Source organism: Novosphingobium sp. BL-A-41-Hi4A-0G (assembly GCF_055521735.1).
The window spans coordinates 94,832-119,067 of sequence record NZ_JBVFVU010000003.1 but is presented as its reverse complement, the minus strand read 5'-3'; the positions used below and the strand labels follow the sequence as shown (position 1 = coordinate 119,067).

The window sequence follows — 24,236 nt, the reverse complement described above, 5'->3', positions numbered from 1 at the left end:
TGGACTAGGCGTGGACGCCGGCGTCGACCGCGTCGATATAGGTCAGAACGTCGTCGGCCCGGTTGCTCTGCACCAGCTGCATGGCGGTCTGGCCCAAGAAGCCGGGCAGCGGTTCCGAGCGGTACCAGGCATAGGCCAGCAACGCCGAGCCAAAGCGCGGTTCGACCTTGTTGAGCACCTCGACCATCTGGCGAAGGCGGCGCTGGGTACGATCGGACGCGATCCGGTCTTTGCGCTGGATCGCGTCCTTGCCGAGGCCCAGCGAGCGTGCGAGTTCGTCGCTGGTGGTCCGCAGCGCGTCGACGATCTTGCGCGGAGCAAACGCTCCGTTGTCAGCGTAGTTTTGAATCGCCATTGCACTTTCCCATGAATTCTGACGCGATATAGCGTCAATTTTTGCGGTAATCAAGGTTTGCTGTGCCCAGACCCAGCAGGTGTTCCGGTTCTGCCGCAGAGGTTTCCCGCTCTTACAAAACCACGACCTGCAATTCGATCGCACCGGGAAGGCCCTCTTCTGCAGGCAAAACGCAGAAGGGCTGGAGCTTGCTGTCCGTCCTCACCACGGCATGGCTCTGCCCGGAATTTGCTGTCATCCGGATGGCGAGGCGCTCGGCATTGGCGCGTCCGCACAGGATCGCCCTTCTGGGATCGAGGCTCTGAAGCAGCATGATCACCTCCCGAGCGTTACGGCGTTGCCGGGAAGAATGTGCGCGGCGCACGCTTGGGCGGCACGACTTCGAACCGGCGCTCCATCAATCTGCTGATGCGGAACCGGCCTCGGCCATCGGGCGTGCTAAGTTCAATCTTCGCGTCGCGCTTTGTCACCCTGAATTCGGCGTGTTCGCTCCCGTCGGTGAACTTCATGGGTTCATGCAGCCGGATCATGTCTCCATCGGCGATCTTGCGTTCCTTGAGGCGCAGATGGCGGTAGCACCGGTTGCGCCAGTCGAGGGCATAAGGGTGACGGGTTGGTCCCAGTTCCTCGAGGATACTTCTGGGACATCCGGCCTCCACCGGCCCGGAGTTTTCATCCATGTCCTTGTAACCGAACAGGAGGCCGTCTGCGGCCTTGGGGTTCCAGCGCACCAGACAGATCACCGCGGAGATGGCGTGGGTCTGGTTGTTCGATCCATAGCGCTGGACAGCTGCGTAATTGGCCCCGGTTGTGGACACGCTTCTGATGACCCGGCATCCTTCAAAGGTGCCGGTTTCTTCATTTTCGCGCTCCCATGTGAGCTGATTGTCGAGATAGGCCTTGGGAGTGTCGAAGCCCCCCATTCCGGCCCGGTGCATGTAAAGCCAGCCCATGCGTATTCTCCTTCAGATGAGCCCCGGCTGCGCCGGAGGTGCGATCTTCAATTCGCGCGCGATCCGCGCCGTGAGTGCGGGAATATCTGCAAGGGCGGTGATCGGCGCTTTGCGCATCACCGCGCCAGGCGGTTTCCAGAACGGGTTGCGCCAAGCGAGACCCGGCTCGCCGAACCTTTCCGGGCTGATCCGGACATAGATACCTTCGGCTTCCAGCACATGCTCGCCCGCGAGTTGTTCCTGTGAGGTGTAATAGCTGATGCGGTAATCGGCGTGATCGAGCCCGATCCCTGCTGCGATCTGACGGAGTGTGCGCGTGCCCTCGCGCCGGTAGTGGCGCAGCTCTTCGGGACGATAGTCGATCCCGCGCTTGACCAGCGCAATGATCGCCGGTCTGTGCTTGAGCTCGGCAAGGCGTTCGATGCACTGGGACCGCAGCGCCTGGTCGTCTGCCTCACATTCGGTCGGCCTTCCGTCGGCAATGCGCTGAAGGTGGCGGGTGAGGAGCAGCACTGCCGGGCAGCTTCCAACCTGCCGGCCTGCAAGGCGGACATCATCGACGGCCTCGTTCAATGCCCGCAGCGCATTCTCGAAGGTCGTCAGCCCGTCGGGCTGGAGTGCGCGGCGGTAACGGTAATCGATGTCGCAGGACATGAGGCTTCCTTTCCATTGCAAGATGCAATGGCCCCATCCCCCTTCCCTCAATGCAGGCTGCCGCGGTGCTCGCTCGGGTTCTCCAGCGGCAACGGCTCGTAGATCATCGGTCGCAGGAGCGCCCCTGGCGCAATCTGTTCGAGGATCCTCGCTATTGCCGAGACCGCCACGCCCGCCTCGGTTGTCTGGATGATTAGCGATCGGCCTTGACCCGGAGCTGTGCCAAGCGACCAACCGGCGTCCCCCTTGCCGAGAAGACCGTCCAGCACCTGGCGTGGATCCCTCTGGGGGAACAGGCCTGCGATATACTCAGCCAGCACACCGCCAATGGGCGCCCTCCCCTGGCCTGCGACATCGCCGGCATAACGGTGAAGCTGGGCGAGGCGAACGACCTCCTCGGGGGCTGGCTCAAGCACAAGCCGGAACTGGCGCCGTTTCATCGGCTTCCTCCCCTTCATCCTCTGCAGGTTCGCTCTGGTAGCCCGAATAGGCCGCAAGATGGTTGAATGCCTGATCGGCCTTCGCGGCCGCGGTGATGATCGCCGTCTTGTCCGCCTTGAGGATCTCCAGCCAGTGCGAGACATAACTTGCATGGCTTTCGTGGAGGTCTGCCGGAAGGCCCAGTTCGTAGCAGATCCGGGCACTCACCTGCTCTGCTACCAGCTCCTCGAAGGAGTATGCCTTGTCGCCGAAACGCTTGCCAAATTCGCGGGCAAGCCGCGAGGCATGGCCTGACCAATGGCCGAGTTCGTGCGCTTTCGTGGCCACGAACCCGTCTTCGGTGTTGAAGACATTGGGGTGCGGAAGCTGAATATAATCAGCGCCTGGCGAGTAGAACGCGCGGTCTCCGCCGAGGCGTATATCAGCCGGGACGGGTGCGAAGAAGCGCTCGATGGCAGCGGCCTTCTGCGAGGGCGTCGGCGGCGCTTCAGGCACCGGGCTCGGATAGAAATGCGGCGGCAGGCCATCGATCTGCGAGGGTAGGGTAGGCCCGCAATGTCTCGGAGAGAACATCGCTAGGCCCCCCTCCGAACCGAACGTGCACCTTTCAGCGCATTCGGCTCTCCACGACTGCGTGCTGTCCGCCGTTGGCGGTCGGTCGGCTGTCCGGCATGGACATCGTTGTGGCAGCGGGAGCACAAGACCATGCGTTTACGCTGACGGGCGGCCGCCATATGGCGACTGAACCCGGCATGCTGCAATTCGCCGATCCTGCGGACGTGATGAACCTCACAAGGTTGGTCATTGCTACCGCAACGCTCGCATTCGCGGGCGTTGAGCCGCTCGACCAGCTCTGTCCTGCTGAACACGAACTTTGCTGAGGAAGGGATATCGATCCCGCCCCAGGTGCGCGTGTGTCGCTGGAGGTCCTTCAACTGCCACAGTTTTATTGTCCGGGTGGTGTCTCCCACCTCGTAGCTGATATAGAAGTCCGTACCGCGACGCAGTTTGGCGAAGACTCTGCGAGCCGATGTCCTGTGCTTTCCGGCGATGGTTTTCACGCATGAGAGCAAGGCGAAGTAACCTGCCTTGTTCAGCTTGCGTTTCACGTCGTCAGCAATGGCATAATAGTTCGCAAAGCCGCGCCATTCGGCGTTATAGGCTAGGACGATTTCCACATCGCTTGCGAAGCGCAAGGCCGCCCTCCCAACAGGTCTGAAGCTGTCGTAGTCGCCCCATTCCTTTGAGTTGACGAACCGCACGACGCGGTCCCTTGGCACCAGAAGTTTCATCCGGTCGGCCAAGCCTCGCCGCACTGCCGGACGACCATCGAAGATCGCCTTGTGCGGATTGGGATTGGTCATGGTCCGGACTTCGTATCCGAGGAACCGTGCCCCATCCGAAGCCTTGTGGATTCCGCTTTTCTCGGCGGACACGGCCAACTTCAGGTGATCGGACAGGTAGGTCCTGACCTCCTCCATGATTTGTCGTGCTTCCGATTTGCTACCAGTGACGCCGATGATGAAGTCGTCGGCGTATCGGCAGTAGCGCAGTCTCCTGTAGTTCGGATCAAAGGCGTCGCTGGCCGGAACGGCAAGCCGTTCCGCCTTGAGCCGACCGATCTCTTCCAAGAAGGAAGTGACTCTGGGATCGTCGCCGCGCCCTTTGGCGCGAAGTTGATCCACTGTGCGGCGGACATAGGACAGGCGGTTCCTGATGCGCCGGGCATCAGGGGATGGTGATCGCTGCTTCCCTTTGTCGAAGCCAGCCATCTTGGCCTGCATGAACATATCCAGTTCATGCAGGTAGATGTTCGCCAGCATCGGGGAGACGACCCCGCCTTGGGGCGTTCCGCTGTAGGTCTTGTGAAAGACCCAGTCTTCGACATACCCGGCCTTGAGTAGACCCCGGATGAGCCGCACGAAGCGACGATCCGCAATCCGTTTTTCGAGCAGGGATACGAGGACATCATGATCGATGTTGTCGAAGAACCCGACAACATCGACGTCGATCAGCCATTTCACCCCGGTCCAGATGGCGCGGATCGATTCCAACGCCGTGTGGCATGAACGTTTCGGGCGGAACCCATGAGAGTGTCTGGAAAACAGCGGCTCATAGATTTGCTCGAGGATCGTCCGCACCACTTCCTGGACCAACTTGTCTTCCGTGGTCGGCACGCCAAGTGGCCGTTTCTGGCCATTGGCTTTCGGGATATACACCCGTCTTGCCGGTTGAGGTCGATAGGTCCCGTTCGCAAGCCGTTCGATGATGGACCTGACCTTGTCGGGCGAGAAGCCGTCGAATGTCTGACCATCAACTCCGGGCGTCATCGCCCCTTTATTCGGGGCGATCCGCTGGTAGGCATGCTCCCAGAGGAGCGGGCTTTTCAGCAGGCGATAGAGGCCATTGACCTTCCGACCCGACCTGATGACGGTCGGGAGTGATCTGACGGCCCTCTCAATGGTATCTGGCAGCATTAGCACACCTCCTTTTGAGGTCGTCTGATCGCAGTCGCTGCCGCCCTTCCCCCGGTCGGTTAGGCTTTCGCCCGGGTCACCCCGAGCTTATACTGCCGACCGTCCGCCGATTGCTCGGCGGCTGTCCCGGCCATTACACCGGGCATTTGAGTAATATGGCGGCTCCGTGCCCATACAGGTCGCTGGTCTTCCCAGCGCCTGCTTCAGGGCATCCCGTAATTACGGAAATTGGAGATACGACGTGGTTAGGTGCCCCGTTCGTTCACTTACCCCTCCCTATAGAGGGTGCGTCAGAGAGGCTGGCGCGCTCGCGGAAGTCCCGCTCGCTGTGGAGGAACTCAACGCCCTTTCCTCCGTCTCTCCGATATGCCGCGTCAACCATTCTGCGACATCGCCACGTTATCAGCCGCTGCAAACTGGGGTTCAGGCAGTATAGCTTTCACCATACACGTCTTGCCCTGATCCCTCGCGCCTCAAATGGCTTTGGCGTTTCGGGACCTTTTCTGAACATGCTATTGTTCCCCGTCCCTTTCGGGATCGCAGCCATTTCTGGCCGAGGTTAGTCCAGTGGGCATGATCTATAGCCAGCAAGATCAACTATCCATGATAGCACTCCTTAATTTCCGCCGTTACGGCGCACCGTTGAACACGCTATAAGCGCGCATGAAGCGGATTGTTTTCGACGATTCCTCGCCGGTTGCATGGTCAATCGCAGTCTTCTTCGTGCTGTTGAAGTAGATGCTCGGCTCAGCGGTCTCGCCCTTGCGGACCTGTCCGCCAAGCTCGATGGCCTGGCGCCAGGTCATCCAATAGCGGGATCCAAAGCCATAATGGTCGGCGACCGCCCAAAGATAGAGGCGATTGATCCCAGTGTAAGGGACGCCTGCCGCGCGCAGCGGCGCTCCGCCCATCCCGGTCTTCTTCCAGGGCCGGCGCCAGGGCAGCGTTCCGGCCTCGATTGTCGCGATGATCAGATTGGTGATTTCCTGCGCGACGTCGCGCTTGGGTCGTTGGCGCATTGGCCTGCTCCTCAACAAAAAAGAGGCCCGGCTCACTCAGGCGAGTGGCCGGGTCAGGTCATCAGGAGGGGTGATTGACCGCTTCAGGCGGCTACCGCCGCTTCTTCACAGGCGTGTTGAGGTTCATGGTCATCGATCAGCTCGTCGGCCTCGCTGTCGGCTTCACCGTCATCGCCATCGCAGACGTCGGCGACAGGTTCGCTTTCGTCGGTGTCCGGGATGACCGGATCAGCGGGATTGGCAGCGATCGTGAACTTCATACCTTCGGGGAGCCAGGCCAGCGCTGCTTCCTTGACGTCCTGTTCAATGATCGCCTTGCCGGCGAAGATCGTCTCGCAGGTCTTGGCAAGGTCAGCCTTCTTCGATGCGGCATAACGCGCCGCAAGATCGCTGCCGCCGACTTCGGTCAGTGCCGCAAGACACGAGGTCTTGCTCACCCGGTCGAAGAAATTCTCGGCTGTCGGCCGCCACATCGCTGCAACGTCGATGTCGAGCATGCTGCCGATGACAGCATGGATCGGATGGTATTCCGAACCATAGCCCTTCTTGGCTTCGAGCGAGATGGCTACCGCATAGGCGAGCCACGCCGCCTTGGCTTCGTCGGCAAGTTCGCGGAAGGCAATGAAGCGTTGGGCTGCACAGCCATGTTCCTGCCATGCCGTGTCGAGCGCGTTTTCAGCCTCGGCGAGAATCCCTTCGGCTGTGGACTGCGAAAGTTCTCCGGTCGCCGGATCGCTGGGTCGTCCGCCCTTGATCGAGGTTCCCCGGCTTTCATAGCTGCGGCTGTCGGCCAGCGCGAAGATGGCGAAGTCGAGCGCGAGGCCCGCATCGGTGAGGAGGGATGCCGAGAGGATATTGCGGCGCTGCACGGCAAGCTCGTCGAACAGGCGGGCGCTGATCGGCTTTTCCGTGCCCGGCGCAACTGCCTCGGGCCTGGAAGGCGCAGCGCTGCCTTTCTTGGTAGAACCTGGCACCGGCTCTTCGGCCGTCGCTGTCACCTTGCCATTCTCATCGGTCTCGAACGACAGGCGCTTTTCGCTGTAATAATCGGCCTCGAGCACCATCTCGCCGCGGGTGGTGAGAACCAGAAACCGTCCGGCCTCACTGCGCCATTCTTCGGGCAGTTCGCGCACCGGGTTATTGAGGTCGCTGCGCTCAGCATCGAGATCTTCATACTCGGCTTCGAGCTGCCCAAAATCGGTCTCGTCGCCTTCATTGCCTTCGTCGATGATCTCGCTGATTTCTTCCATTCGGGCATCGATCGCGTCAATTCGGGCACGTGCTTCTTCGGAGAGCGGCGCGGGCGGGAGGCGAACCGCATTGACGCCCATTTCGCTGCGCGCCTGCCATGAATTGGTCGACGCCACCGGGCTGATCCAGGCAAGGCCCGTCTCGGCAGTGATACGCTGGGCTTCGGCTTCCATTTTCTCCGCCGCAAGCCTGTGGGCGATCTCGATGTCGATCCAGCGATCATCTGCCGCTTCGCTGAAGAGGTCGCGCTCGATCTTGCCGCCGGCGGCCACATAGGCATCTTCGCCGATCAGCAGCGCGATTGGGTCATTGCCGCGCATGGAACCGCTCGCCACCATACGCCGGATGGCATCGGCGCTTGGGTTATAGGCATAGCGCGTCTGCTCAAAGACCCGCAGCTGCACCTCGTGCTGATCGGTAGCAGCATAGGCTTTCGCGATGTCGAGGGTTACATCGCCCTTGGCAAGTGCTTCGAAGATCGGCTCGGCGAGGTTTGCAAGCCGCAGACGGCCTTCCACAAAGCGCTGGGTGAGGCCAAAGCGTTTGGCGACCGCGGCAACATCGCTGCCTTCCTTGATGAAGTGCTGAAAGGCGCGGCATTCTTCAGCGGGCGACATCCCGACGCGCTGGAAGTTCTCGGCAAGCGAGGCCTCGCCTGCTTCCTCTTCGCTGCCTTCGAGCAGCTTGCATTCGATCTCGGTATCAGGGGGCCAGGCACCGCGCGTGACGATCATCTCGATGGCCCGCAGGCGGCGACCACCGGCGATCACGGCAAACTTGCCGCGCTTCTTGCTCTTGGTGACCAGCAGGTTCTGCAAAAGGCCGCGCGCTTCGATGTCGGCGGAAAGCTGGATATCGTCTTCTTCGCTGCGCGTTTTGCGCACATTGGCATCGCTCAGATAGAGTCGGGAAAAGGGAATAAGCATGGTCGTCACTCCTGATGTGCACCCGGCAATCACCCGGGCACACATCCCCTCCCCCTCCCCTTCTGATCTGCGTTCCACGCAGGCCTAAGGGCTAGTCGTTGTCGCCCTGCGAATGGAAAGCGGGGCATGCTTCGGATTTGGAGCGCGCGGCTCGTCAGAGTTCAAAATGCCGCAACAGTTGGAGGCTGCGATTCTGGGATCGCCACCATTCGCAACGCGAGCAGACCGCATCCGGCTGCCGACCAGATCAGGCTGTTCATATCTGGCAATATGAATGTTGGGCTCTGGAAAGAACCGCTCAAAGAGTAAAGCCAAGCGCGCAGTCAAAAACCCAGCTTAAGCCACCACGCAAAAATGCGTCGCCTCATCCTTGCTTGGCGCTTCGTTGAAATCCCCCAGATCAGGGATGCGCCCGAACGCGATCTTGCTGCCGACAAAACCGCCGGGTATTTCATCACAGACGCCCCACGATGCCGATGCAGGGCCATGTTTTGCACGGATGGCGTCCATTGCGCCGCTCAGCCTTTCCCGCTTTTCCTGGCGCACAAGAATCGCTGCGCGCTGGTCGTTCAAGCCGGGCTGGCTAAACAGGTCCGCTTGCGCTGGCGCTGCGTCAACCAAACCATGCAGCAGCACGGTGACCGAACGAGGCTTGAAGCGAACCTCGCGCCGATAGTGGGCAATGGCTGCCGCAAGCTGTTCTAGCGTAGACGCATCGTCACGCATCGCTTCAAACTGCATCTCGGTGCTCCAGCGCTGGTGATCCGAGCGACGCGCGGTATCAGTGCGGGAGCCACCACCCCGCACACTCAGGGTTAGTTGCGTTGCCTTTAACTTGGTGCGGCGCAACCGGCGCACCGCACTAAGCGACAGTTGGCGCGCGCAATCGTGGACCCGCTCGGGCGTGCGCCAGTCGAAGGACAGCATCCGGCTGTGGCCAAACATGCGTTTCTCGCTTACCGGCCGCTCATAGGGCAAGCCATGAAGCGCATTCCAAAACCGCTCACCCTCGATGCTGCCCCACAGACCACGCGCCTCCTTGGCGCCCAACTTCCAAAGCGCCGGCACGTCGGTGATACCCGCCTTTTCCAGACGCGCGCTCATGCCCTTAGAGATACCTGGAATGTCCGAAAGCTTAAGGTGAGCGATAGAGTCAGGCAATTCGGACTCACGCAGAATAACCAGTCCATCGGGCTTGTGCATTTCTGCCCCGATTTTTGCGAGCAGTTCGGACGGCCCGATCCCGATTGAACAGGTGAGGGTTGGTCCAAAAGCATTTAGCAGGGCAGCCTTTATGCGGTGGGCAAGCTCTCTGCCTTGCTCGGCTTCTGATGGTAAGCGCCGCCGGAACCCGGCCTTGCGCAGGATTGGGATGGCGTAGATTTCGCGGGGCAAATGGAGGCCTTGCGAGTGGATATCGAGCAGTCAAACGAGCCTCGTATGGGCGCTCGTCGGGATGGAGGAGCGGTCGTACGTGTCGAGCGGCGGCGGCATTGGAGCGACGAGGAGAAGCTCGCGATCCTGAAGGAGACGACGCAGCCCGGCGTCATAGTTGCGGCGGTGGCGCGGCGGCATGGGATCGGAACAGGCCAGCTCTACACATGGCGCAAGCAATTGCTGCGCGGGGCGATGGCGGGTTTTGTTCCAGTTGAACTGGTGAAGCCCGAGCCGGCAGGCAAACCGCCTGAAGCTGGCCGGATCGACATCCGGCGAGGCGACGGCTTCACGGTCTCGGTGGACAGGCTGGTTGACCCACAGGCGCTGCGACTGGTTCTCGAGATTGTCGGGGAGCTTGAACGGTGAGCCTGACCTTGCCGCCGTCGGCCAAGATCTATCTGTCGCTGGCACCGTGCGACATGCGCAAAGGCTTCGACGGGCTGTCGGCCCAGGTTCGTAATATCCTGCAGCTTGATCCATTCTCTGGTGCAGTATTCCTGTTCCGCGGGAAAAGAGGTGACAGGCTGAAGGCGCTGGTCTGGGACGGGTCAGGGCTTTGCCTGTACGCGAAACGTCTCGAGCGTGGAAAGTTCGTGTGGCCCCGAACCCAGGAGGGGGCGGCAGCTCGGCTCTCGGGCGCACAGTTGGCGATGTTGATTGAAGGCCTCGATTGGAGGCAGGCGATCATTCACAACGAGGTGCTCGTACCGACACTCGCATGAGCGGAAAAGTCACGAAAAACTGCGGTTTTAGGTAGGATCGGGAAGGCATTTCCGCTATAGTTCCGGGCATGCGGTTCGACCTTGATCGCCTTCCCACAGACCCGGTTCTCCTGCAGAAAATGCTGCGGGAGATGGCCGAAGCCATGGAGGTAGAGCGGGCCGAGCTGAAGGCGGTAAAGCATACCGTCAAGACCCAAAGCCTGACGATCGAAAAGCTGGAGCATCGCCTTGCCCGGCTGCTGCGCGTCCAGTTCGGTCGCAGCTCCGAAAAGATGGATATCGCGCAACTGCGCCTGATGTTCGAAGAGGTCGAGACCCCGGAGCCGGCCAATGACGACGTAGCCACATCGTCAAAGCTGAAATCGGCACGCAAGGCTGGAGCCCGGACGCCGATCCCGGCGCACGTCCCGCGCCTGACGACGGAGCATCGCCCAGAGCCCTGTGGCTGCGGGGGCGTGGAAACCGTCATCTGCGAAGACGTCACCGAAGTGCTGGATTATGTGCCGGCCCGCTTCCGCGTCCTGCGCCATGTTCGCCCTCGTATCGCTTGCCGGTCTTGCGAGACAATCCGCCAGGCTCCGGCCATTGAGCTGCCGTTGCCCAAGGTCATGGCGAGCAGCGCGCTGCTTGCGCATCTGGTCGTCAGCCGCTTCGTGGATCATCAACCCTGGCACCGCCAGTCGGTGATCTTGCGTCGCCAGGGCGTGGACATCGATCGCGATGTAATGGGGCGTTGGTCCCGCAAGCTGGCTTGGTTGATGGCCCCGCTCGGCGAACGCTTGCTCGCCTACGTCCTCCAAGCTCCCAAGATCCATGGTGACGAGACGCCGGTCACATTGCTCATGGGTGAGGACGGCAGCCACACTGCCTACTTCTGGGTCTATCTGCGCGATGGTCGTTCGAGCGGCGACATGAGCCCGCCCGCTGTGGTGTTCCGCTTCACCACCGGCCGCGGCGGCGAGCATCCCGCAGCCCATCTCGCCGGATATCAGGGATACCTCCAGGCGGATGGCTATGCCGGCTACAACGCGCTGTATCGTGACCCCAAGACGAAGGCCCCGCGCGGCGTGACCGAGGTGGGTTGCTGGGCACATGCGCGGCGCAAGTTTACTGACATCCTGGAAAAGAACCCGTCGCCAGTCGCGGCTGAAGCCGTTGTGAGGATTGGTGAGCTGTTCGCGATCGAGCGCGACATCAAGGGCGCACCACCCGATGCACGACGACAGGTCCGCCAGCAGCAGGCCTCCCCTAAACTGGCTGCCTTACGGCCCTGGCTCGAAGCACAGATGCGCGGGCTGTCCTCAGACAGCGCACTGGCGAAGGCCTGCCGTTATCCGCTCAACCGGTGGGCGGCGATGATCCGCTATTGCGACGATGGCCTGCTCGAGATCAGCAACAACCTGGTCGAAAATGCCCTGCGCGGCGTTGCTCTTGGTCGGCGCAACTGGATGTTCGTCGGTTCGACCAAGGGCGGAGATGCTTCGGCCCTGTTTTACTCGCTTGTCGAGACATGCCGCCTGAACGGCGTGGAACCCGAGGCTTGGTTTACCGACGTCATCGCGCGTATCGGCAACCACCCGATCAACCGGATCGACGAATTGCTGCCATGGAACTGGCATGCGGCGAGAGAGGTCCAGAACCTGGAGTATGCTGCTTGAGCAACGCCTTCATCGTGCGGATGACAATCACCCTAGACGACGTGACGCCGGCCGTCAGCCGCGTAATCGAAGTGCCGCTGGGTATCCGGCTCGATCGTCTGCACAGCGTCTTCCAGGCGGCATTGGCGTGGACGGACAGTCATCTGTGGGAACTGACGTTCGGTCGCACGGGCTTCGGCATCCCAGATCCCGAATATGGCTTTGGCGGTCCGCTCGATGCCCGCAAGGCGACCCTGGGTCAGGCTCTAGAGGGAATGCGGGGCAAGTCCTTCCGATACCTATACGACTTCGGTGATGCCTGGGAGCACAGCGTCAAAATCCAGGGCATCGCTCCGGCCGAGCCCCAAGGCAGCTATCCTCGCCTGCTCGCAGCCACCGGCATGCGACCGCCAGAGGACTCAGGCGGACCTTGGGGCTATGCCGAGAAGCTGGAAGCCCTGGCCGATCCGACACATGAATACCATGAAGAGGCGTTGGAAGCCCTGGGGGACGACCATGATACCGATGCTCAGCCCGACATCGACATGATCCATAACCGCTTAGCAGCGCTGGCAAAGAAATGGGCGCCGCGCCCGCGGAAGGCCAAATAGACTTACGTCAACGCCGCCTTCCGTCGGCGCTTACTTCTGATGCAACCAAGTTGCATACCAGTTCGTCGATCGAGCGCTCTTTTTCGATCGGCAGGCAGCCCTCGATTACAGCGAGGATACGGTGATGGAGCCGAACGTACGCATCAGGCCGTGCTACGATGAAAATCATCTCTGGCACGATCGCTCTGGCTTCGCTTACCGAAGCACCAGAGGGGACCCCCGCCCGCTTCGCTTCGCGGCTGATTGCAATGCAACCAGTGTGCCGGACATCTAGCGGTACTACACCAACCGGCTTCCCACGCAGGACTGGATTAAAATGTTGCTCGGCCGATGCGAAGAAGCTGTCGAAATCGAGGTAAAGCTTTGTCACAGCCGTAAGGGCCTTTTGCGAGGGAATCAGACGCAACCATTCTGGAACATTTAGCGAACATCGGCAATCGAGATCAGCAGAGCAAAAGGGGCTAGGCAACAATCTGGTCAGTGCCTGCCATCAAATTCTTAGACGGCAATCCACTGACCAGCGGGTTTTGATGCGATTGAAATGACCTCGGAATGACCGAATATAGGGCTGCATTTGCCACCTTGTAGGCGGCGATTGCAGGGGCAGCAGGCGACCACTTCCGGTCGTACAGGAGTCCGATGGCCAACGATAGGTTCAGTGAAAACCCGCCATTCAAATCGAGTGCGCGCGGTTGGTGCGCTCTGGCCGTGCCAATGGCAATGGTGGCGCGGGATGCAGTAATCGTTGATTCAATCCCTGCTCCAAGCGTTATTGGCTTTTCCGATCACTTCAGTTAGGTGAGGTATCGACGGGCAGACTAGTCCGCCTTTCATTGATCGCGCCGGTGCCCCCGAAAGGGGCTTAATCGGGAATGCGGTGCGGAAGCTTGCTTCCAAATCCGCGGCTGTCTCTGCAACTGTAAGCGGATAGCGCGATGTACATCGCTCCTCTTGGAAGGGGCAGCCACTGGGCCGGACGCTAAATCATGCGAGGTCTGGGAAGGCGTGCATCAAGCTGTGACCCGTGAGCCAGGAGACCTGCCGGCGTCTGGTCGCTCTTGCCTTGGTCCAGAGGATGGCTGCGGCACGGTGAACTCCGTCTGAGCGACGAACGAGCGGCTGGGGCCGCATCGGAGACGTGCGTCGGCCGCCCATGGCGTCCGGCCGCCGCGCGTGTCGCCCGTTCGCGCGGGTTTGCCCCGGCCACGTCGCAAGACGCCGGGGGACTATTTAGTGATCAAGACCATTACTACCAGCAGCGCCCTTGCGCTGATCTGTATCGGAAAACCGGCATTTGCCGAAACCTCTGAAAAGGCATCGCAAACAAGCGCGGATGCAGTCGTGGCGGGTAACGACATTGTGGTTTTCGGTCGCGGTGAGGCCATGATCGGCACTGCCAAATCAGCGAGCGAAGGAAGCGTCGGAGGGGCCGATCTCCTCGTGCGGCCTCTTCTCCGCGTGGCCGAACTGCTGGAAGCGGTGCCCGGGCTGGTTGCAGCCCAGCATTCTGGGAGCGGCAAAGCCAACCAGTATTTCCTGCGCGGTTTCAACCTCGACCATGGGTCTGACTTCAGTACCTATATCGATGATGTGCAGATGAACTTTCGTACCCACGGACATGGTCATGGCTATCTCGACCTCAACGGCCTCATTCCGGAGATCGTGGGCCGGGAGGATTTTCGTAAAGGGCCCTACCGCGCCGATGGCGGTGATTTCGCTCTGGCGGGAGCAGCCTATATGACGACCATCAAGGGTTATGACCGGCCATGGGCATCGGCCGAGACTGGTTCATATGGTTGGCGCCGCGTCGCTGCGGGTGGAACATTGCACGACCTGGGCGGCGGAGACCTCACGCTTGTCGCCCAGGCCAAGGCCTATGACGGACCGTGGCAGGAACCTGAACGTCTGCGCCATTACTCGGGGTTCGCGAAATATAGCATGCCGACCGGTGCGGGCACATTGGAGGCATCTCTCCATGCCTACCGGGCGACATGGCACCCAACCGAGCAAATCCCCGAGCGCATTATCGGCACGGCGTTGTGTGCGGATGTGTTCTGCTCTCCAGATCCTTCCGCGCGGGGTGAGACGACGCGCCTGGTGGCTAACATCGCGGTCAAGCAACCGACATGGCGCGCCAATGTCTATGCCCAGTTTTACGACTGGTCGATGTTCTCGAACCCCACTTACACCGATCCGGATGGCACAAGCGCGCAGATCAAGCAGTTCGACCGGCGTTGGGTCCTCGGGCTGTCCGCACAAAAACATTGGGAAATCGCTGACAGTCTGGCTGTGAGCCTTGGCACCGAAAACAGATACGACGCCGTCGGGAATGTTGGTGTCGATCGAACGGCTGCCCGCGCATTTCTTGAATCTCTCGGGCACTTTCGGGTCGGGGAATTGTCTTCCGCGCTCTACGGCGAAGTCGCTTGGAAACCCTTGGCGGGACTGCGTGTGACAGGTGGTCTTCGCGGGGACTATTATCACTATTCCGTGCGTGCACGAGATTCTGTTGCGGCGTCGCTGGGCGAAGGCAGTGGCTCAGCGTCGATTCTCTCTCCCAAGGCGTCAATCGCCTATCAGGTTACGCCGCATCTTGAACTCTACGCCAACTGGGGCCGTGGATTCCATTCCAACGATGTTCGGGGTGCGGTCAACAGGGACACGCCTGTTCCCGTTCTGGTTCGCGGCATCGGCAAGGAACTGGGAGGACGCATTCAATTCTCCGGGGTCACGTTAACCGCGACTTACTGGTGGCTGCATGTCGGCAGCGAACTTCGTTTCATTGGCGATTCCAATGCTGTTGAACCGTCGGGTGCCAGTGGGCGTCATGGCTATGAAATCGTCGCCTTCTGGCGGCCGTTCCCTTGGCTTGCGCTTGATGGAAACTATACCGCCAGCCATGCGCGCTTCGACAATGGCGATCACATCCCCAATGCATTTGAGAACGCGGCTTCAGCCGGTGCCGCCATCATTCTTGATCCCTGGGAAGCCAGCATTCGGGTGCGCCACCTTGGACCTTCTCCGCTTGTCGAGGACAACAGTGTCCGGGATCGAGGCAGCACCGTCATGAATGCCCGGGCCGCGTGGAAGGGCAAGAAGGTCGAGATATTTGGAGAAGTGCTGAACATCTTCGACAGCCGGGACAAGGACATCGCCTATTATTACGAGTCCTACATCCCCGCCTTCGATGCAGGTGCTCCGGTGGAAGGCCGGTTGAGCCGCGTGGTCGAGCCTCGAACTGTGAGGATTGGCGCAAAGGTCAATTTCTAGCGAAATCCCTTGATGGGCGGCGCTGCAGCACGTCTGCGGCGCCATCCTTCGTTTGTATATTCCTCAATCGCCGAGCCAATCATGCACCTCACGAAGTCACTGCCATCCCTGTCTCTGCGCCGACGAATTGGTGCCTTGTTTGCCGGATTGATCGCCGCCAACATTGGGGTCTGGGTCTGGGCATTCAGCCTGTTTCATGCACAGCCGTTAATGCTCGGCACCGCTGTGCTTGCCTGGGGGCTGGGCCTGCGTCACGCGGTTGATGCCGATCATATTGCGGCGATTGACAATGTGACCCGCAAGCTGATGCAGGACGGGCAGCGCCCGGTTTCGGTCGGATTCTGGTTCGCGATCGGGCATTCCGGAATCATTGCCATAGCATCGATCATCATTGCGGTGACGGCCAGCGCGCTGTCGCAGTTCGGCGCCTTCAAGGAAATCGGTGGCGTGATTGCAACCGTGATTTCCGCGCTTTTCCTGTTCACGATCGCCGGCATGAACCTGGTCATCCTGCGCTCTGTCTGGCGGACTTTTGCCCATGTTCGTGCAGGCGGCAGCTATGCCGAGGACGATCTTGATCTGCTATTGGGTGGGCGCGGTCTGCTTTCCAGACTGTTCAGGCCGATGTTCCGCCTCGTGAACAAAAGCTGGCATATGGCCCCGCTGGGGTTTCTGTTCGGGCTTGGGTTCGATACAGCAACCGAAGTTGCCATTCTGGGCATGTCGGCCAGCCAGGCCGCCGATGGCCTGTCGATCGGGACAATCCTGGTCCTGCCCGCCCTGTTCGCGGTCGGTATGGCCCTCATCGATACGGCGGACGGCGTGGTGATGCTGGGCGCTTATGAATGGGCCTTCGTGAAGCCGATCCGCAAGCTCTACTACAACATCACCATCACCCTGATCTCGGCCATCGTGGCGATTGTCATTGGTGGAATCGAAACGCTGGCCCTGATTGGCGACAAGCTGGCCCTTACGGGTGCGCCATGGCGGATCGCCATTGAACTGGGTGAAAATTTCAATGGTCTGGGCTTCGCCATCATCGGTCTTTTCGTGTTCTGCTGGCTGGCGAGTTACGCGATCTATCGATGGAAGCGGTTCGATGAAATCGAGGTTTCGGTCGGTGCCTGACCGTCCACGTTGCGTGAAGCAACATCATCAATTGGCTTGGCTGGCATTTTCGTCTAGAGCGCGCGGTGAAGGATCGGGGTAACCCGCCCTTCAATGATCGCGCCGGTGCCCCGCAAGGGGCTTAATCGGGAATGCGGTGCGGGAGCGTGCTCCCAAATCCGTGGCTGTCCCTGCAACTGTAAGCGGATAGCGCGATGCACATGCTCCTGAATTCAGGAGCAGCCACTGGGCAGCGCGCAAGCGCCAAGTCTGGGAAGGCGTGCATCAAGCTGTGACCCGCGAGCCAGGAGACCTGCCGGCGCACCGGTCGCTCTTGCCTGATCCAGGGGATGGTCACGGCACGGTAACTCTCCGTCTGAGCGACGAAGCTGTGTGGCTGGGGCTGCACGGGTTGCGTGGTTACGGGTGCTTTGTCGCGCCCGCCCGTCGTCGCGCGCCGACCGGACTTGTCCGGCAAGCCCCGCCGTGTCTCGCTCTGGCGCGCGGGGAAGTTACTATGCCAGACCTGTCCAAGGCGTCCCTGTCCAAGGTGCCGGTCACCATCATCACGGGCTTTCTGGGCGCGGGGAAAACCACGCTCATCAGCCACCTGATCCACAATGCCGGTGGCCGCAGGCTGGCCGTGGTGGTCAACGAATTCGGTTCTCTGGGTGTGGATGGCGAGATTCTGCAGTCCTGCGCCATTCCTGATTGCCCGGCGGAAAACATCGTAGAGCTGGCCAATGGCTGCATCTGCTGCACCGTGGCGGACGATTTCATCCCGACGGTGGAAAAGCTGCTGGCGCTTGATCCGCGCCCCGATCACATCCTGATCGAGACATCGGGTCTGGCGTTGCCAAAGCCGCTGCTCAAGGCGTTCGACTGGCCTGCGATCCGCAGCCGGATCACCGTGGACGGCGTGCTGGCGCTGGCCGATGCCGAAGCGGTCGCGGCAGGCCGGTTCGCGCCCGATGTGGCAGCGCTTGACGCCCAGCGCGCCGCCGATCCGAGCATCGATCACGAGACGCCGCTGTCGGAAGTGTTCGAGGATCAGCTGGCCTGCGCCGACATGATCCTGCTGACCAAGGTCGATCTGGCCGGACCCCAAGGCGTAGCCGCCGCGCGCGCGATCATTGCGGCAGAGCTTAGTCGCCCGGTTCCGGTGATAGAACTGACCGAAGGCGTGGTCGATCCGCGTGTGATCCTGGGGCTTGATGCCGCAGCCGAGGACGACATCGCCGCGCGCCCATCGCACCATGATGGTGAGGATGATCACGAACACGACGACTTTGACAGCACCGTTATCGAATGGGGCGAGATCGCCGATCCGGCGGCGCTGGTCGCGCGGATCGAGACGCTGGCCCGCGATCACCATATCCTGCGCGTAAAGGGCTATGCCGCCGTTGCGGGAAAGCCGATGCGGCTGCTGGTGCAGGCGGTGGGCGCGCGGGTGCGGCACCAGTACGATCGCCCGTGGCGCCCTGACGAGCCGCGCCGCACCACGCTGGTCGCCATTGCCGAGCACGATCACGTCGACGCCGATGCCATTCGCGCGGTGCTGCTGGCGTAAGGCGCGGGCCATGCACGTCATTTTCCGCGAAACGCACGGGATGGAGGAAACCGCCGTCCCGCAGGATCTGGGGCAAGAGCCCGCGGATCTTGTGGTCCTGTCCTTTTCGGACAGCGATCTGGGGGCGTTCGCGGCGGCATGGCATCAGGCCCGTGCAGACGATGCGACATTTCCTTCGCTGCGGCTCGCCAATCTGGCGGCGCTGATGCATCCGCTGTCGGTCGACACGTATGCCGAGCGGACGCTGTCGGGCGCAAAGGCGATCCTGATCCGGCTGATCGGCGGCACGCCCTATTGGAGCTACGGGCTGCAACAGGTCGAGGCGCTGGCCCGGTCGCGCGGGATCGTGCTGGCCGTGCTGCCCGGCGACGGCTTTGAGGATGCGCGGCTGGATGCGGCCTCGACCGTGCCGGTGACCGCGTTGCGCGAACTTGCGCAGTGGTGCGATGCTGGCGGTGCAAGGGCGGCGCAGGCGGCGCTTGCCGCGCTGTCGCAGCTGGCGGGGCTGATTGATGCCCCCGCCCGGACATTCGATCCGCTGCTGATGGCGGGAGGCTGGCATCCCGGCCGGGGCGTGATCGATCTTGAAGCCTTTGCGCGCGATCCCGCAAGGCCGCTGGTCCTGATCGTGTTCTATCGTTCTTACCTGACCGCCCACGATCTGGACCCGTTTGCCGCCCTGCATACCGCGTTCGAGCAGCGCGGTTTCGATGCATTGTCGATCTTCGTCCCCTCGCTGAAAGCCCCGCAGGTGCGCGAACAGGTGGACCGCTGGGTGCGCGGGCTTGGCCCGGCAGCGATCATCAACGCTACCGCTTTTTCCGCGCGGGGCGATGACGGCGCCACCCCGCTTGATGGCGCGGGCGTTCCCGTGTTTCAGCTGGCGCTGGCCACGTCCGGGCGCGCGGGATGGGCAGCGGCTTCGCGCGGGCTTTCCCCGGCAGACCTTGCCATGCACGTGGTCTTGCCCGAAATTGACGGGCGGGTGTTTGCAGGCGTCGCCAGCTTCAAGGAGGCGGGGACGCGCGATCCCGCGCTTGGCTTTGCCCGCACCATCCATCGCGCCGATGCAGGCCGGGTTGGGGCGATCACCGCGCGGGTGGCGGGCTGGATCGCACTTGCCCAAACGCCGGTTGCAGAACGGCGGGTTGCGCTGGTCCTGTCTACTTATCCCGGCAAGACATACCAGATGGCCCACGCCGTGGGGCTGGATGCGCTGGCTTCTGCCGAGGCGATCCTGGCCGATCTGGCCGAGGCGGGATATGCCACTGACGCGCAGGCCGGACTGGCAGCGCTCCTTCAATGCACACATCAGCACTGGCCGATGGCAGAGTACCGCAAGGCTTTGGCAGCACTGCCCGATACCCTGCGCGCTGAACTTTTCGCCGCATGGGGCGAGCCGGAAGCCGATGCTGCCGCCGCCGATGGCGCGTTCCGTTTTGCCGCGCTGCCCATCGGCAACGCGCTGGTAGCCTTGCAGCCCGAACGCGGCGAACGCGCCCATCGCGACGGCGACTATCACGACCTGTCCCGCTGCCCGCGCCATGGCTATGTGGCGTTCTACCTGTGGCTGCGCCAGCGAAGCGTGGACGCGCTGGTGCATATCGGCGCACATGGCACACTGGAATGGCTGCCGGGCAAATCAGTCGCGCTGTCCGATGCTTGCTGGCCCGAGGCGCTGACCGGCGCGATGCCGGTGATCTATCCGTTCATCGTCAACGATCCCGGCGAAGCGGCGCAGGCCAAGCGCCGGATCAGCGCGGTTACGATCGGGCACGTTCCCCCGCCACTGGTGCAAACGCAAAGCGGTGCGGGGCTGGCCCGGATCGAGGCGCTGCTGGATGAATTCTCCAACGCTGGCGGGCTGGACCCGGCCCGCCGCGACCGTCTGCAAGTGAACATCCGCGACGAAGCGCGCGTGCTGGGACTTGAGGCGGAACTGGGCCTTGATGACGCGGCCACGCTGGTCGAGGCGATCACCCGGATCGACCGCTTCGTTTGCGATGTAAAGGACAGCCAGTTCGGTGACGGGCTGCATGTGTTCGGGCGGGGAGATCAGGGCGCAGCCGAGCGGGCCGGATTGCTGGCGGCACTCGACGGACGCCGCGTTCCGCCCGGTCCCTCCGGCTCCCCCTTTCGCGGGCGCAGCGATGTGCTGCCAACCGGGCGAAACCTTTATGCGATAGACCCGCGCGCCGTGCCTTCACGCGCGGCCCATGCCCAAGGGGTGACACTGGCAGAGGAGCTGATCCGGCGGCATCTGCAGGATCACGGCGATTATCCGCGCGGGCTGGTGGTCGATCTGTGGGGATCGGCCACGATGCGCACGGCGGGCGAGGAATTCGCCATGGCGCTGCACCTGCTGGGCGCAAAGCCGCTGTGGGACACCGCGTCCGAACGGGTAACAGGCATCGAAATCCTGCCGCTGGCGCTGCTGGACCGGCCGCGTATCGATGTGACGTTGCGGATTTCCGGCCTGTTCCGCGATGCCTTTCCTGCGCTGCCGATACTGTTTGGCCAAGCGGTGCGCGCGCTGTGTTTGCGCGATGAACCGGCGGACTGGAACCCGTTTGCAGGGCAGGCTGCGGCACCGCGCGTCTATGGCCCGGCCCCCGGCAGCTATGGACTGGGTCTTGGCGATGCAGCCGAGGTCTATACTGAAGCGGCCCGGCGCGCTGCTGGTGAGGCATGGCTGGCGGCATCGGACCATGCGTTTGACGCAGCCTCCGATGCGATCGGAACCTTTGCCGATCCTGCCGGCCTGCGCCAGCGTGTTGAAGGAGCGGACGCCTTTGTCCATCTTCAGGACTTGCCCGAAACCGATCTGCTGCTGGCCGCCGATTATGCCGCGCACGAGGCGGGCTTTGCCGCTGCCAAGGCGCTGATCGGTGGTTCGGCGGCGCTCTACCACCTCGACAATCGCGATCCGGGGCGCACCGTTGCGCGCACCCTGACCGAAGAGATCGCCCGCGTGGTCCGCGCCCGCGCGGCGCACCCAGGCTGGGTGGCGGGCATGATGCGGCACGGCTTTCGCGGGGGGGCAGAACTGGCCGCGACGCTGGACCATATGGGTGCCTTTGCGCACCTTTCAGGCAGCGTACCGCCGCATCTGTTCGACCTTTATCACGACGCGACACTGGGCCAGACCGATGTTCGCGCATTTCTTGAACGCGAGAATCCGGCTGCGCTGGCGGCGATGGAAGCCCGCTTTGCCGCGCTCCATGCCGCCGGGCTGTGGCAGACCCGGCGCAATTCCATCCTCGCCAGCCTGCCAAGGCTTGAGGACAGGGCATGAGCAGTTTTGCGGTGAAGGGCTGGTGCCCCGATGCCTGGCACCCGATGATGGCGGGCGACGGGCTGCTGGTGCGGGTAAAGCCTCGGCTTGGCCGCCTGACGCGGGCGCAAGTGCTGGGCCTGTGCGATGCCGCCGTGGTGCACGGCAATGGCCTGATCGACATGACCGCCCGCGCCAATCTCCAGCTTCGCGGGGTGCCTGAAACTGGCTGGCAGGCGCTGCTCGACCGGTTGCTGGTGCTGGATCTGGTGGACCCTGACCCTGTCATCGAACAGCGGCGCAACATTCTGGTCGCGCCGGATTGGCGGGTCGGTGATGACAGCCATCGCATTGCGGGCGCGTTGCTGACCCGGCTGGATGAGTTGCCCGATCTGCTCGGTAAAGTGGGCTTTGCCATCGATGCCGGTCAGACCTGCATTCTGGGTGGCGAGGCGGGCGATTTCCGCATTGAGCGCGGCGGCGATGGCGGTCTGATCCTGCGCGCCGATGGCCGCGCCACCGGTATGGCGGTTGCTGCTGGCAGGGAAGTGGACGCGCTGATCGCGCTCGCCCACTGGTTTGCGGCCAGCGGCGGCGCGAAAGCGGGGCGCATGGCGCGACACCGGCTGGTCCTGCCCGAATGGGCCTGTGGCGACATTCTGCCCGCGCCGTCGGCTGCTTGCATCGTGCCGGGCCTTCATGATCTGGGCCTCCGTGATGGGAGTTGGGCCTATGGCTTGCCGTTTGGCCGGATAGAGGCGCGGATACTGGCCGGGATGGTGGAAGCATCGCCCGCCGCAGCGGTGCGGATCACGCCGTGGCGTGTGCTGCTGGTGGAAGGCGCGCCTGCCGTTTGCGCCGGTGGGCTGATCGATAATCCTGCCGACCCGCTGCTGCATGTCGATGCTTGCCCCGGCGCGCCCTGCTGCCCGCAGGCCTCGGTTGAAACCCGCGATCTTGCCCGCCGCCTTGCACCGCATGTCGCCGGGCGGCTGCATGTTTCGGGCTGTGCCAAGGGCTGCGCCCGCCAGCGCGCCGCCGATGTCACGCTGACCGGCCGCGATGGCCTGTTCGATCTTTCCCTGAACGCACCCGCCGGTGCGTTGCCAGTTCGCTCTGCGCTCAGCCCAGCCGAGCTTCTCGCCCATTTCGGAGCCGCTTGATGCCCCATATCTATGAAACCGATGGCGCGGCCATCTATCGCCAGTCTTTCGCCATGATCCGCGCCGAAGCCGATCTGGCGCCCTTTTTCGCTGATGAGGAACCGGTGGCGGTGCGCATGATCCACGCCGCCGGGATGGTGGACCTTGCCGCGCATATCCGCTTCTCACCCGGCTTTGCCAGTGCGGCGCGGGCGGCGCTGGCCGCTGGCGCGCCGGTGCTGTGCGATGCGCGGATGGTGTCCGAAGGGATCACCCGTGCGCGGCTGCCTGCTGATAATCAGATCATCTGCACCCTGAATGCGCCGCAAGTGCCCGACATGGCGCGGGCAATGGGTAACACCCGCTCTGCCGCCGCACTGGAACTGTGGCGGCCGCATCTGGCAGGCGCGGTGGTGGCCATCGGCAACGCGCCAACCGCGCTGTTCCATCTGCTGAATATGCTGGAAGATCCCGATTGCCCGCGCCCTGCGGCGGTCATCGGCTGTCCGGTGGGCTTTGTCGGCGCGGCCGAATCCAAGGCCGCGTTATGGGCCGCGCCGCCGGTGCCGTGCTGCATCGTTGAAGGGCGGCTGGGCGGCAGCGCGATCACGGTTGCTGCGATCAACGCTTTGGCGAGCGGCACCGAATGAGCGCGGCCCTTTCCTGCGGGACGATCCACGGCGTGGGTTTGGGTCCGGGTGCGCCCGATCTGTTGAGCGTTCGCTCTGACCGGCTGGTGCGTGGCGCCCGCCACGTGGCCTATTTCCGCAAGGCCGGGCGACCAGGACAGGCGCGGCGGATTGTCGAAGGAATGCTGCGCCCCGACGTGATCGAAATCCCGATGGAATATCCGGTGACGACCGAGATTCCGTTATCCGACCCGCGCTACAACGACTGTCTTTCCGCTTTCTATGCCGAATGCACGCAGCGATTGGTCATGCTGGCGCAGGCAGGCGAAGACGTGGTCGTGCTGTGTGAGGGCGATCCGTTTTTCTACGGTTCATTCATGCATTTGCACACCCGGCTGGCGGGCACGGTTCCGGTGGCAGTGGTTCCGGGTATCACCGGCATGGCCGGGGCGTGGAACGCAACCGGCATCCCGATCACCTGGGGCGACGATGTGCTGACCATCGCGATGGCGACCCTGCCCGAGGATGAACTGGTGCGACGCATCCGCGATACAGATGCGCTGGTGGTGATGAAGATCGGGCGCAACCTGCCCAAACTGCGCCGCGCGGTGGCCGCTGCCGGGCGCGAGGATGCGGCATGGCTGGTCGAACATGCCGCCATGCCAGGTCAGCGGGTCACGCGGCTGATCGAGGCCGAAACGGTCACGCCCTATTTCTCGATCCTGCTGATTCACGGCCAGGGGCGCCGGCCATGAGTGCCG

Annotated in this window: 22 protein-coding genes and 2 riboswitches; of the genes, 11 read left to right on the top strand and 11 right to left on the bottom strand. The window is 62.5% G+C overall.

Annotated features, from left to right (window positions below):
* Positions 1 to 4: 4 nt before the first annotated feature.
* The 10 genes from ACZ1JX_RS20390 to ACZ1JX_RS20345 form a co-directional block, all read right to left on the bottom strand.
* Positions 5 to 355 (bottom strand): antitoxin Xre/MbcA/ParS toxin-binding domain-containing protein, encoded by a 351-nt coding sequence (locus ACZ1JX_RS20390; protein ID WP_465126889.1) that lies wholly within the window; start codon positions 353 to 355, stop codon positions 5 to 7.
* Positions 356 to 467: 112 nt separating this feature from the next.
* On the bottom strand, positions 468 to 668 hold the full coding sequence (locus ACZ1JX_RS20385) for a hypothetical protein (RefSeq protein WP_120222510.1): 201 nt from the start codon (positions 666 to 668) through the stop codon (positions 468 to 470).
* Positions 669 to 684: 16 nt separating this feature from the next.
* On the bottom strand, positions 685 to 1,308 hold the full coding sequence (locus ACZ1JX_RS20380; RefSeq protein ID WP_465126888.1) for a DUF6927 domain-containing protein: 624 nt from the start codon (positions 1,306 to 1,308) through the stop codon (positions 685 to 687).
* A 12-nt stretch (positions 1,309 to 1,320) separates the two neighbouring features.
* Positions 1,321 to 1,962: a hypothetical protein gene (locus tag ACZ1JX_RS20375; protein ID WP_465126887.1), complete on the bottom strand. Its 642-nt coding sequence runs from the start codon at positions 1,960 to 1,962 to the stop codon at positions 1,321 to 1,323.
* A gap of 47 nt (positions 1,963 to 2,009) precedes the next feature.
* A complete protein-coding gene (locus tag ACZ1JX_RS20370) occupies positions 2,010 to 2,402 on the bottom strand; it encodes a hypothetical protein (RefSeq protein ID WP_465126886.1) in 393 nt (130 codons plus the stop codon).
* Positions 2,371 to 2,976, bottom strand: coding sequence for a zincin-like metallopeptidase domain-containing protein (locus ACZ1JX_RS20365; protein ID WP_465126885.1), 606 nt, complete (start codon positions 2,974 to 2,976; stop codon positions 2,371 to 2,373). The genes ACZ1JX_RS20370 and ACZ1JX_RS20365 overlap by 32 nt, the downstream gene beginning before the upstream one ends.
* 2 nt (positions 2,977 to 2,978) lie before the next feature.
* Positions 2,979 to 4,880 carry a reverse transcriptase domain-containing protein gene (locus tag ACZ1JX_RS20360; protein ID WP_010890906.1) on the bottom strand — a complete coding sequence of 634 codons (1,902 nt, stop codon included), beginning with the start codon at positions 4,878 to 4,880 and terminating at the stop codon, positions 2,979 to 2,981.
* Between the two features lie 629 nt (positions 4,881 to 5,509).
* Positions 5,510 to 5,899 carry an ArdC-like ssDNA-binding domain-containing protein gene (locus tag ACZ1JX_RS20355; RefSeq protein ID WP_465126884.1) on the bottom strand — a complete coding sequence of 130 codons (390 nt, stop codon included), beginning with the start codon at positions 5,897 to 5,899 and terminating at the stop codon, positions 5,510 to 5,512.
* 83 nt (positions 5,900 to 5,982) lie between these two features.
* A complete protein-coding gene (locus tag ACZ1JX_RS20350) occupies positions 5,983 to 8,076 on the bottom strand; it encodes a ParB/RepB/Spo0J family partition protein (RefSeq protein ID WP_465126883.1) in 2,094 nt (697 codons plus the stop codon).
* Positions 8,077 to 8,412: 336 nt separating this feature from the next.
* Positions 8,413 to 9,471, bottom strand: a complete 1,059-nt coding sequence (locus ACZ1JX_RS20345) for a DinB/UmuC family translesion DNA polymerase (protein WP_231471962.1) — start codon at positions 9,469 to 9,471, stop codon at positions 8,413 to 8,415.
* Positions 9,472 to 9,516: 45 nt separating this feature from the next.
* On the opposite strand from ACZ1JX_RS20345, the gene tnpA reads away from it, so the two are divergent.
* The 4 genes from tnpA (at position 9,517) to ACZ1JX_RS20325 (ending at position 12,483) form a co-directional block, all read left to right on the top strand.
* On the top strand, positions 9,517 to 9,879 hold the full coding sequence (tnpA, locus tag ACZ1JX_RS20340) for an IS66-like element accessory protein TnpA (RefSeq protein ID WP_217806662.1): 363 nt from the start codon (positions 9,517 to 9,519) through the stop codon (positions 9,877 to 9,879).
* A 53-nt stretch (positions 9,880 to 9,932) separates the two neighbouring features.
* Entirely contained in the window at positions 9,933 to 10,235 is a 303-nt protein-coding gene (gene tnpB / locus ACZ1JX_RS20335; RefSeq protein ID WP_084281526.1) for an IS66 family insertion sequence element accessory protein TnpB, read from the top strand.
* Positions 10,236 to 10,303: 68 nt separating this feature from the next.
* Complete coding sequence (gene tnpC / locus ACZ1JX_RS20330) at positions 10,304 to 11,893, top strand: IS66 family transposase (RefSeq protein WP_084281523.1); 1,590 nt, start codon at positions 10,304 to 10,306, stop codon at positions 11,891 to 11,893.
* A complete protein-coding gene (locus ACZ1JX_RS20325; RefSeq protein WP_254895250.1) occupies positions 11,890 to 12,483 on the top strand; it encodes a plasmid pRiA4b ORF-3 family protein in 594 nt (197 codons plus the stop codon). The genes tnpC and ACZ1JX_RS20325 overlap by 4 nt, the downstream gene beginning before the upstream one ends.
* A 7-nt stretch (positions 12,484 to 12,490) precedes the next feature.
* Here the strand turns inward: ACZ1JX_RS20325 and ACZ1JX_RS20320 are convergent, their stop codons facing one another.
* Positions 12,491 to 12,889: a Y-family DNA polymerase gene (locus ACZ1JX_RS20320; RefSeq protein WP_465126882.1), complete on the bottom strand. Its 399-nt coding sequence runs from the start codon at positions 12,887 to 12,889 to the stop codon at positions 12,491 to 12,493.
* Between the two features lie 420 nt (positions 12,890 to 13,309).
* Positions 13,310 to 13,543, top strand: a riboswitch (cobalamin riboswitch).
* Between the two features lie 173 nt (positions 13,544 to 13,716).
* Here ACZ1JX_RS20320 and ACZ1JX_RS20315 point away from each other — a divergent pair.
* The 7 genes from ACZ1JX_RS20315 (at position 13,717) to cobI (ending at position 24,230) form a co-directional block, all read left to right on the top strand.
* Positions 13,717 to 15,753, top strand: a complete 2,037-nt coding sequence (locus tag ACZ1JX_RS20315; RefSeq protein WP_011444007.1) for a TonB-dependent receptor — start codon at positions 13,717 to 13,719, stop codon at positions 15,751 to 15,753.
* 81 nt (positions 15,754 to 15,834) lie between these two features.
* Positions 15,835 to 16,881 carry a HoxN/HupN/NixA family nickel/cobalt transporter gene (locus ACZ1JX_RS20310; RefSeq protein ID WP_083455652.1) on the top strand — a complete coding sequence of 349 codons (1,047 nt, stop codon included), beginning with the start codon at positions 15,835 to 15,837 and terminating at the stop codon, positions 16,879 to 16,881.
* Positions 16,882 to 16,967: 86 nt separating this feature from the next.
* A riboswitch (cobalamin riboswitch) is annotated at positions 16,968 to 17,195 on the top strand.
* A 182-nt stretch (positions 17,196 to 17,377) separates the two neighbouring features.
* The gene (gene cobW / locus ACZ1JX_RS20305; RefSeq protein WP_011444005.1) at positions 17,378 to 18,430 is read left to right on the top strand and encodes a cobalamin biosynthesis protein CobW; all 1,053 of its coding nucleotides are present in this window, start codon (positions 17,378 to 17,380) and stop codon (positions 18,428 to 18,430) included.
* A gap of 10 nt (positions 18,431 to 18,440) precedes the next feature.
* A complete protein-coding gene (cobN, locus tag ACZ1JX_RS20300) occupies positions 18,441 to 21,725 on the top strand; it encodes a cobaltochelatase subunit CobN (RefSeq protein ID WP_011444004.1) in 3,285 nt (1,094 codons plus the stop codon).
* On the top strand, positions 21,722 to 22,867 hold the full coding sequence (locus ACZ1JX_RS20295) for a precorrin-3B synthase (RefSeq protein WP_011444003.1): 1,146 nt from the start codon (positions 21,722 to 21,724) through the stop codon (positions 22,865 to 22,867). Before cobN ends, ACZ1JX_RS20295 begins: the two co-directional genes overlap by 4 nt.
* Entirely contained in the window at positions 22,867 to 23,496 is a 630-nt protein-coding gene (locus ACZ1JX_RS20290) for a precorrin-8X methylmutase (RefSeq protein ID WP_011444002.1), read from the top strand. Before ACZ1JX_RS20295 ends, ACZ1JX_RS20290 begins: the two co-directional genes overlap by 1 nt.
* A complete protein-coding gene (gene cobI / locus ACZ1JX_RS20285; protein ID WP_011444001.1) occupies positions 23,493 to 24,230 on the top strand; it encodes a precorrin-2 C(20)-methyltransferase in 738 nt (245 codons plus the stop codon). The genes ACZ1JX_RS20290 and cobI overlap by 4 nt, the downstream gene beginning before the upstream one ends.
* The last annotated feature ends 6 nt before the right edge of the window (positions 24,231 to 24,236 follow it).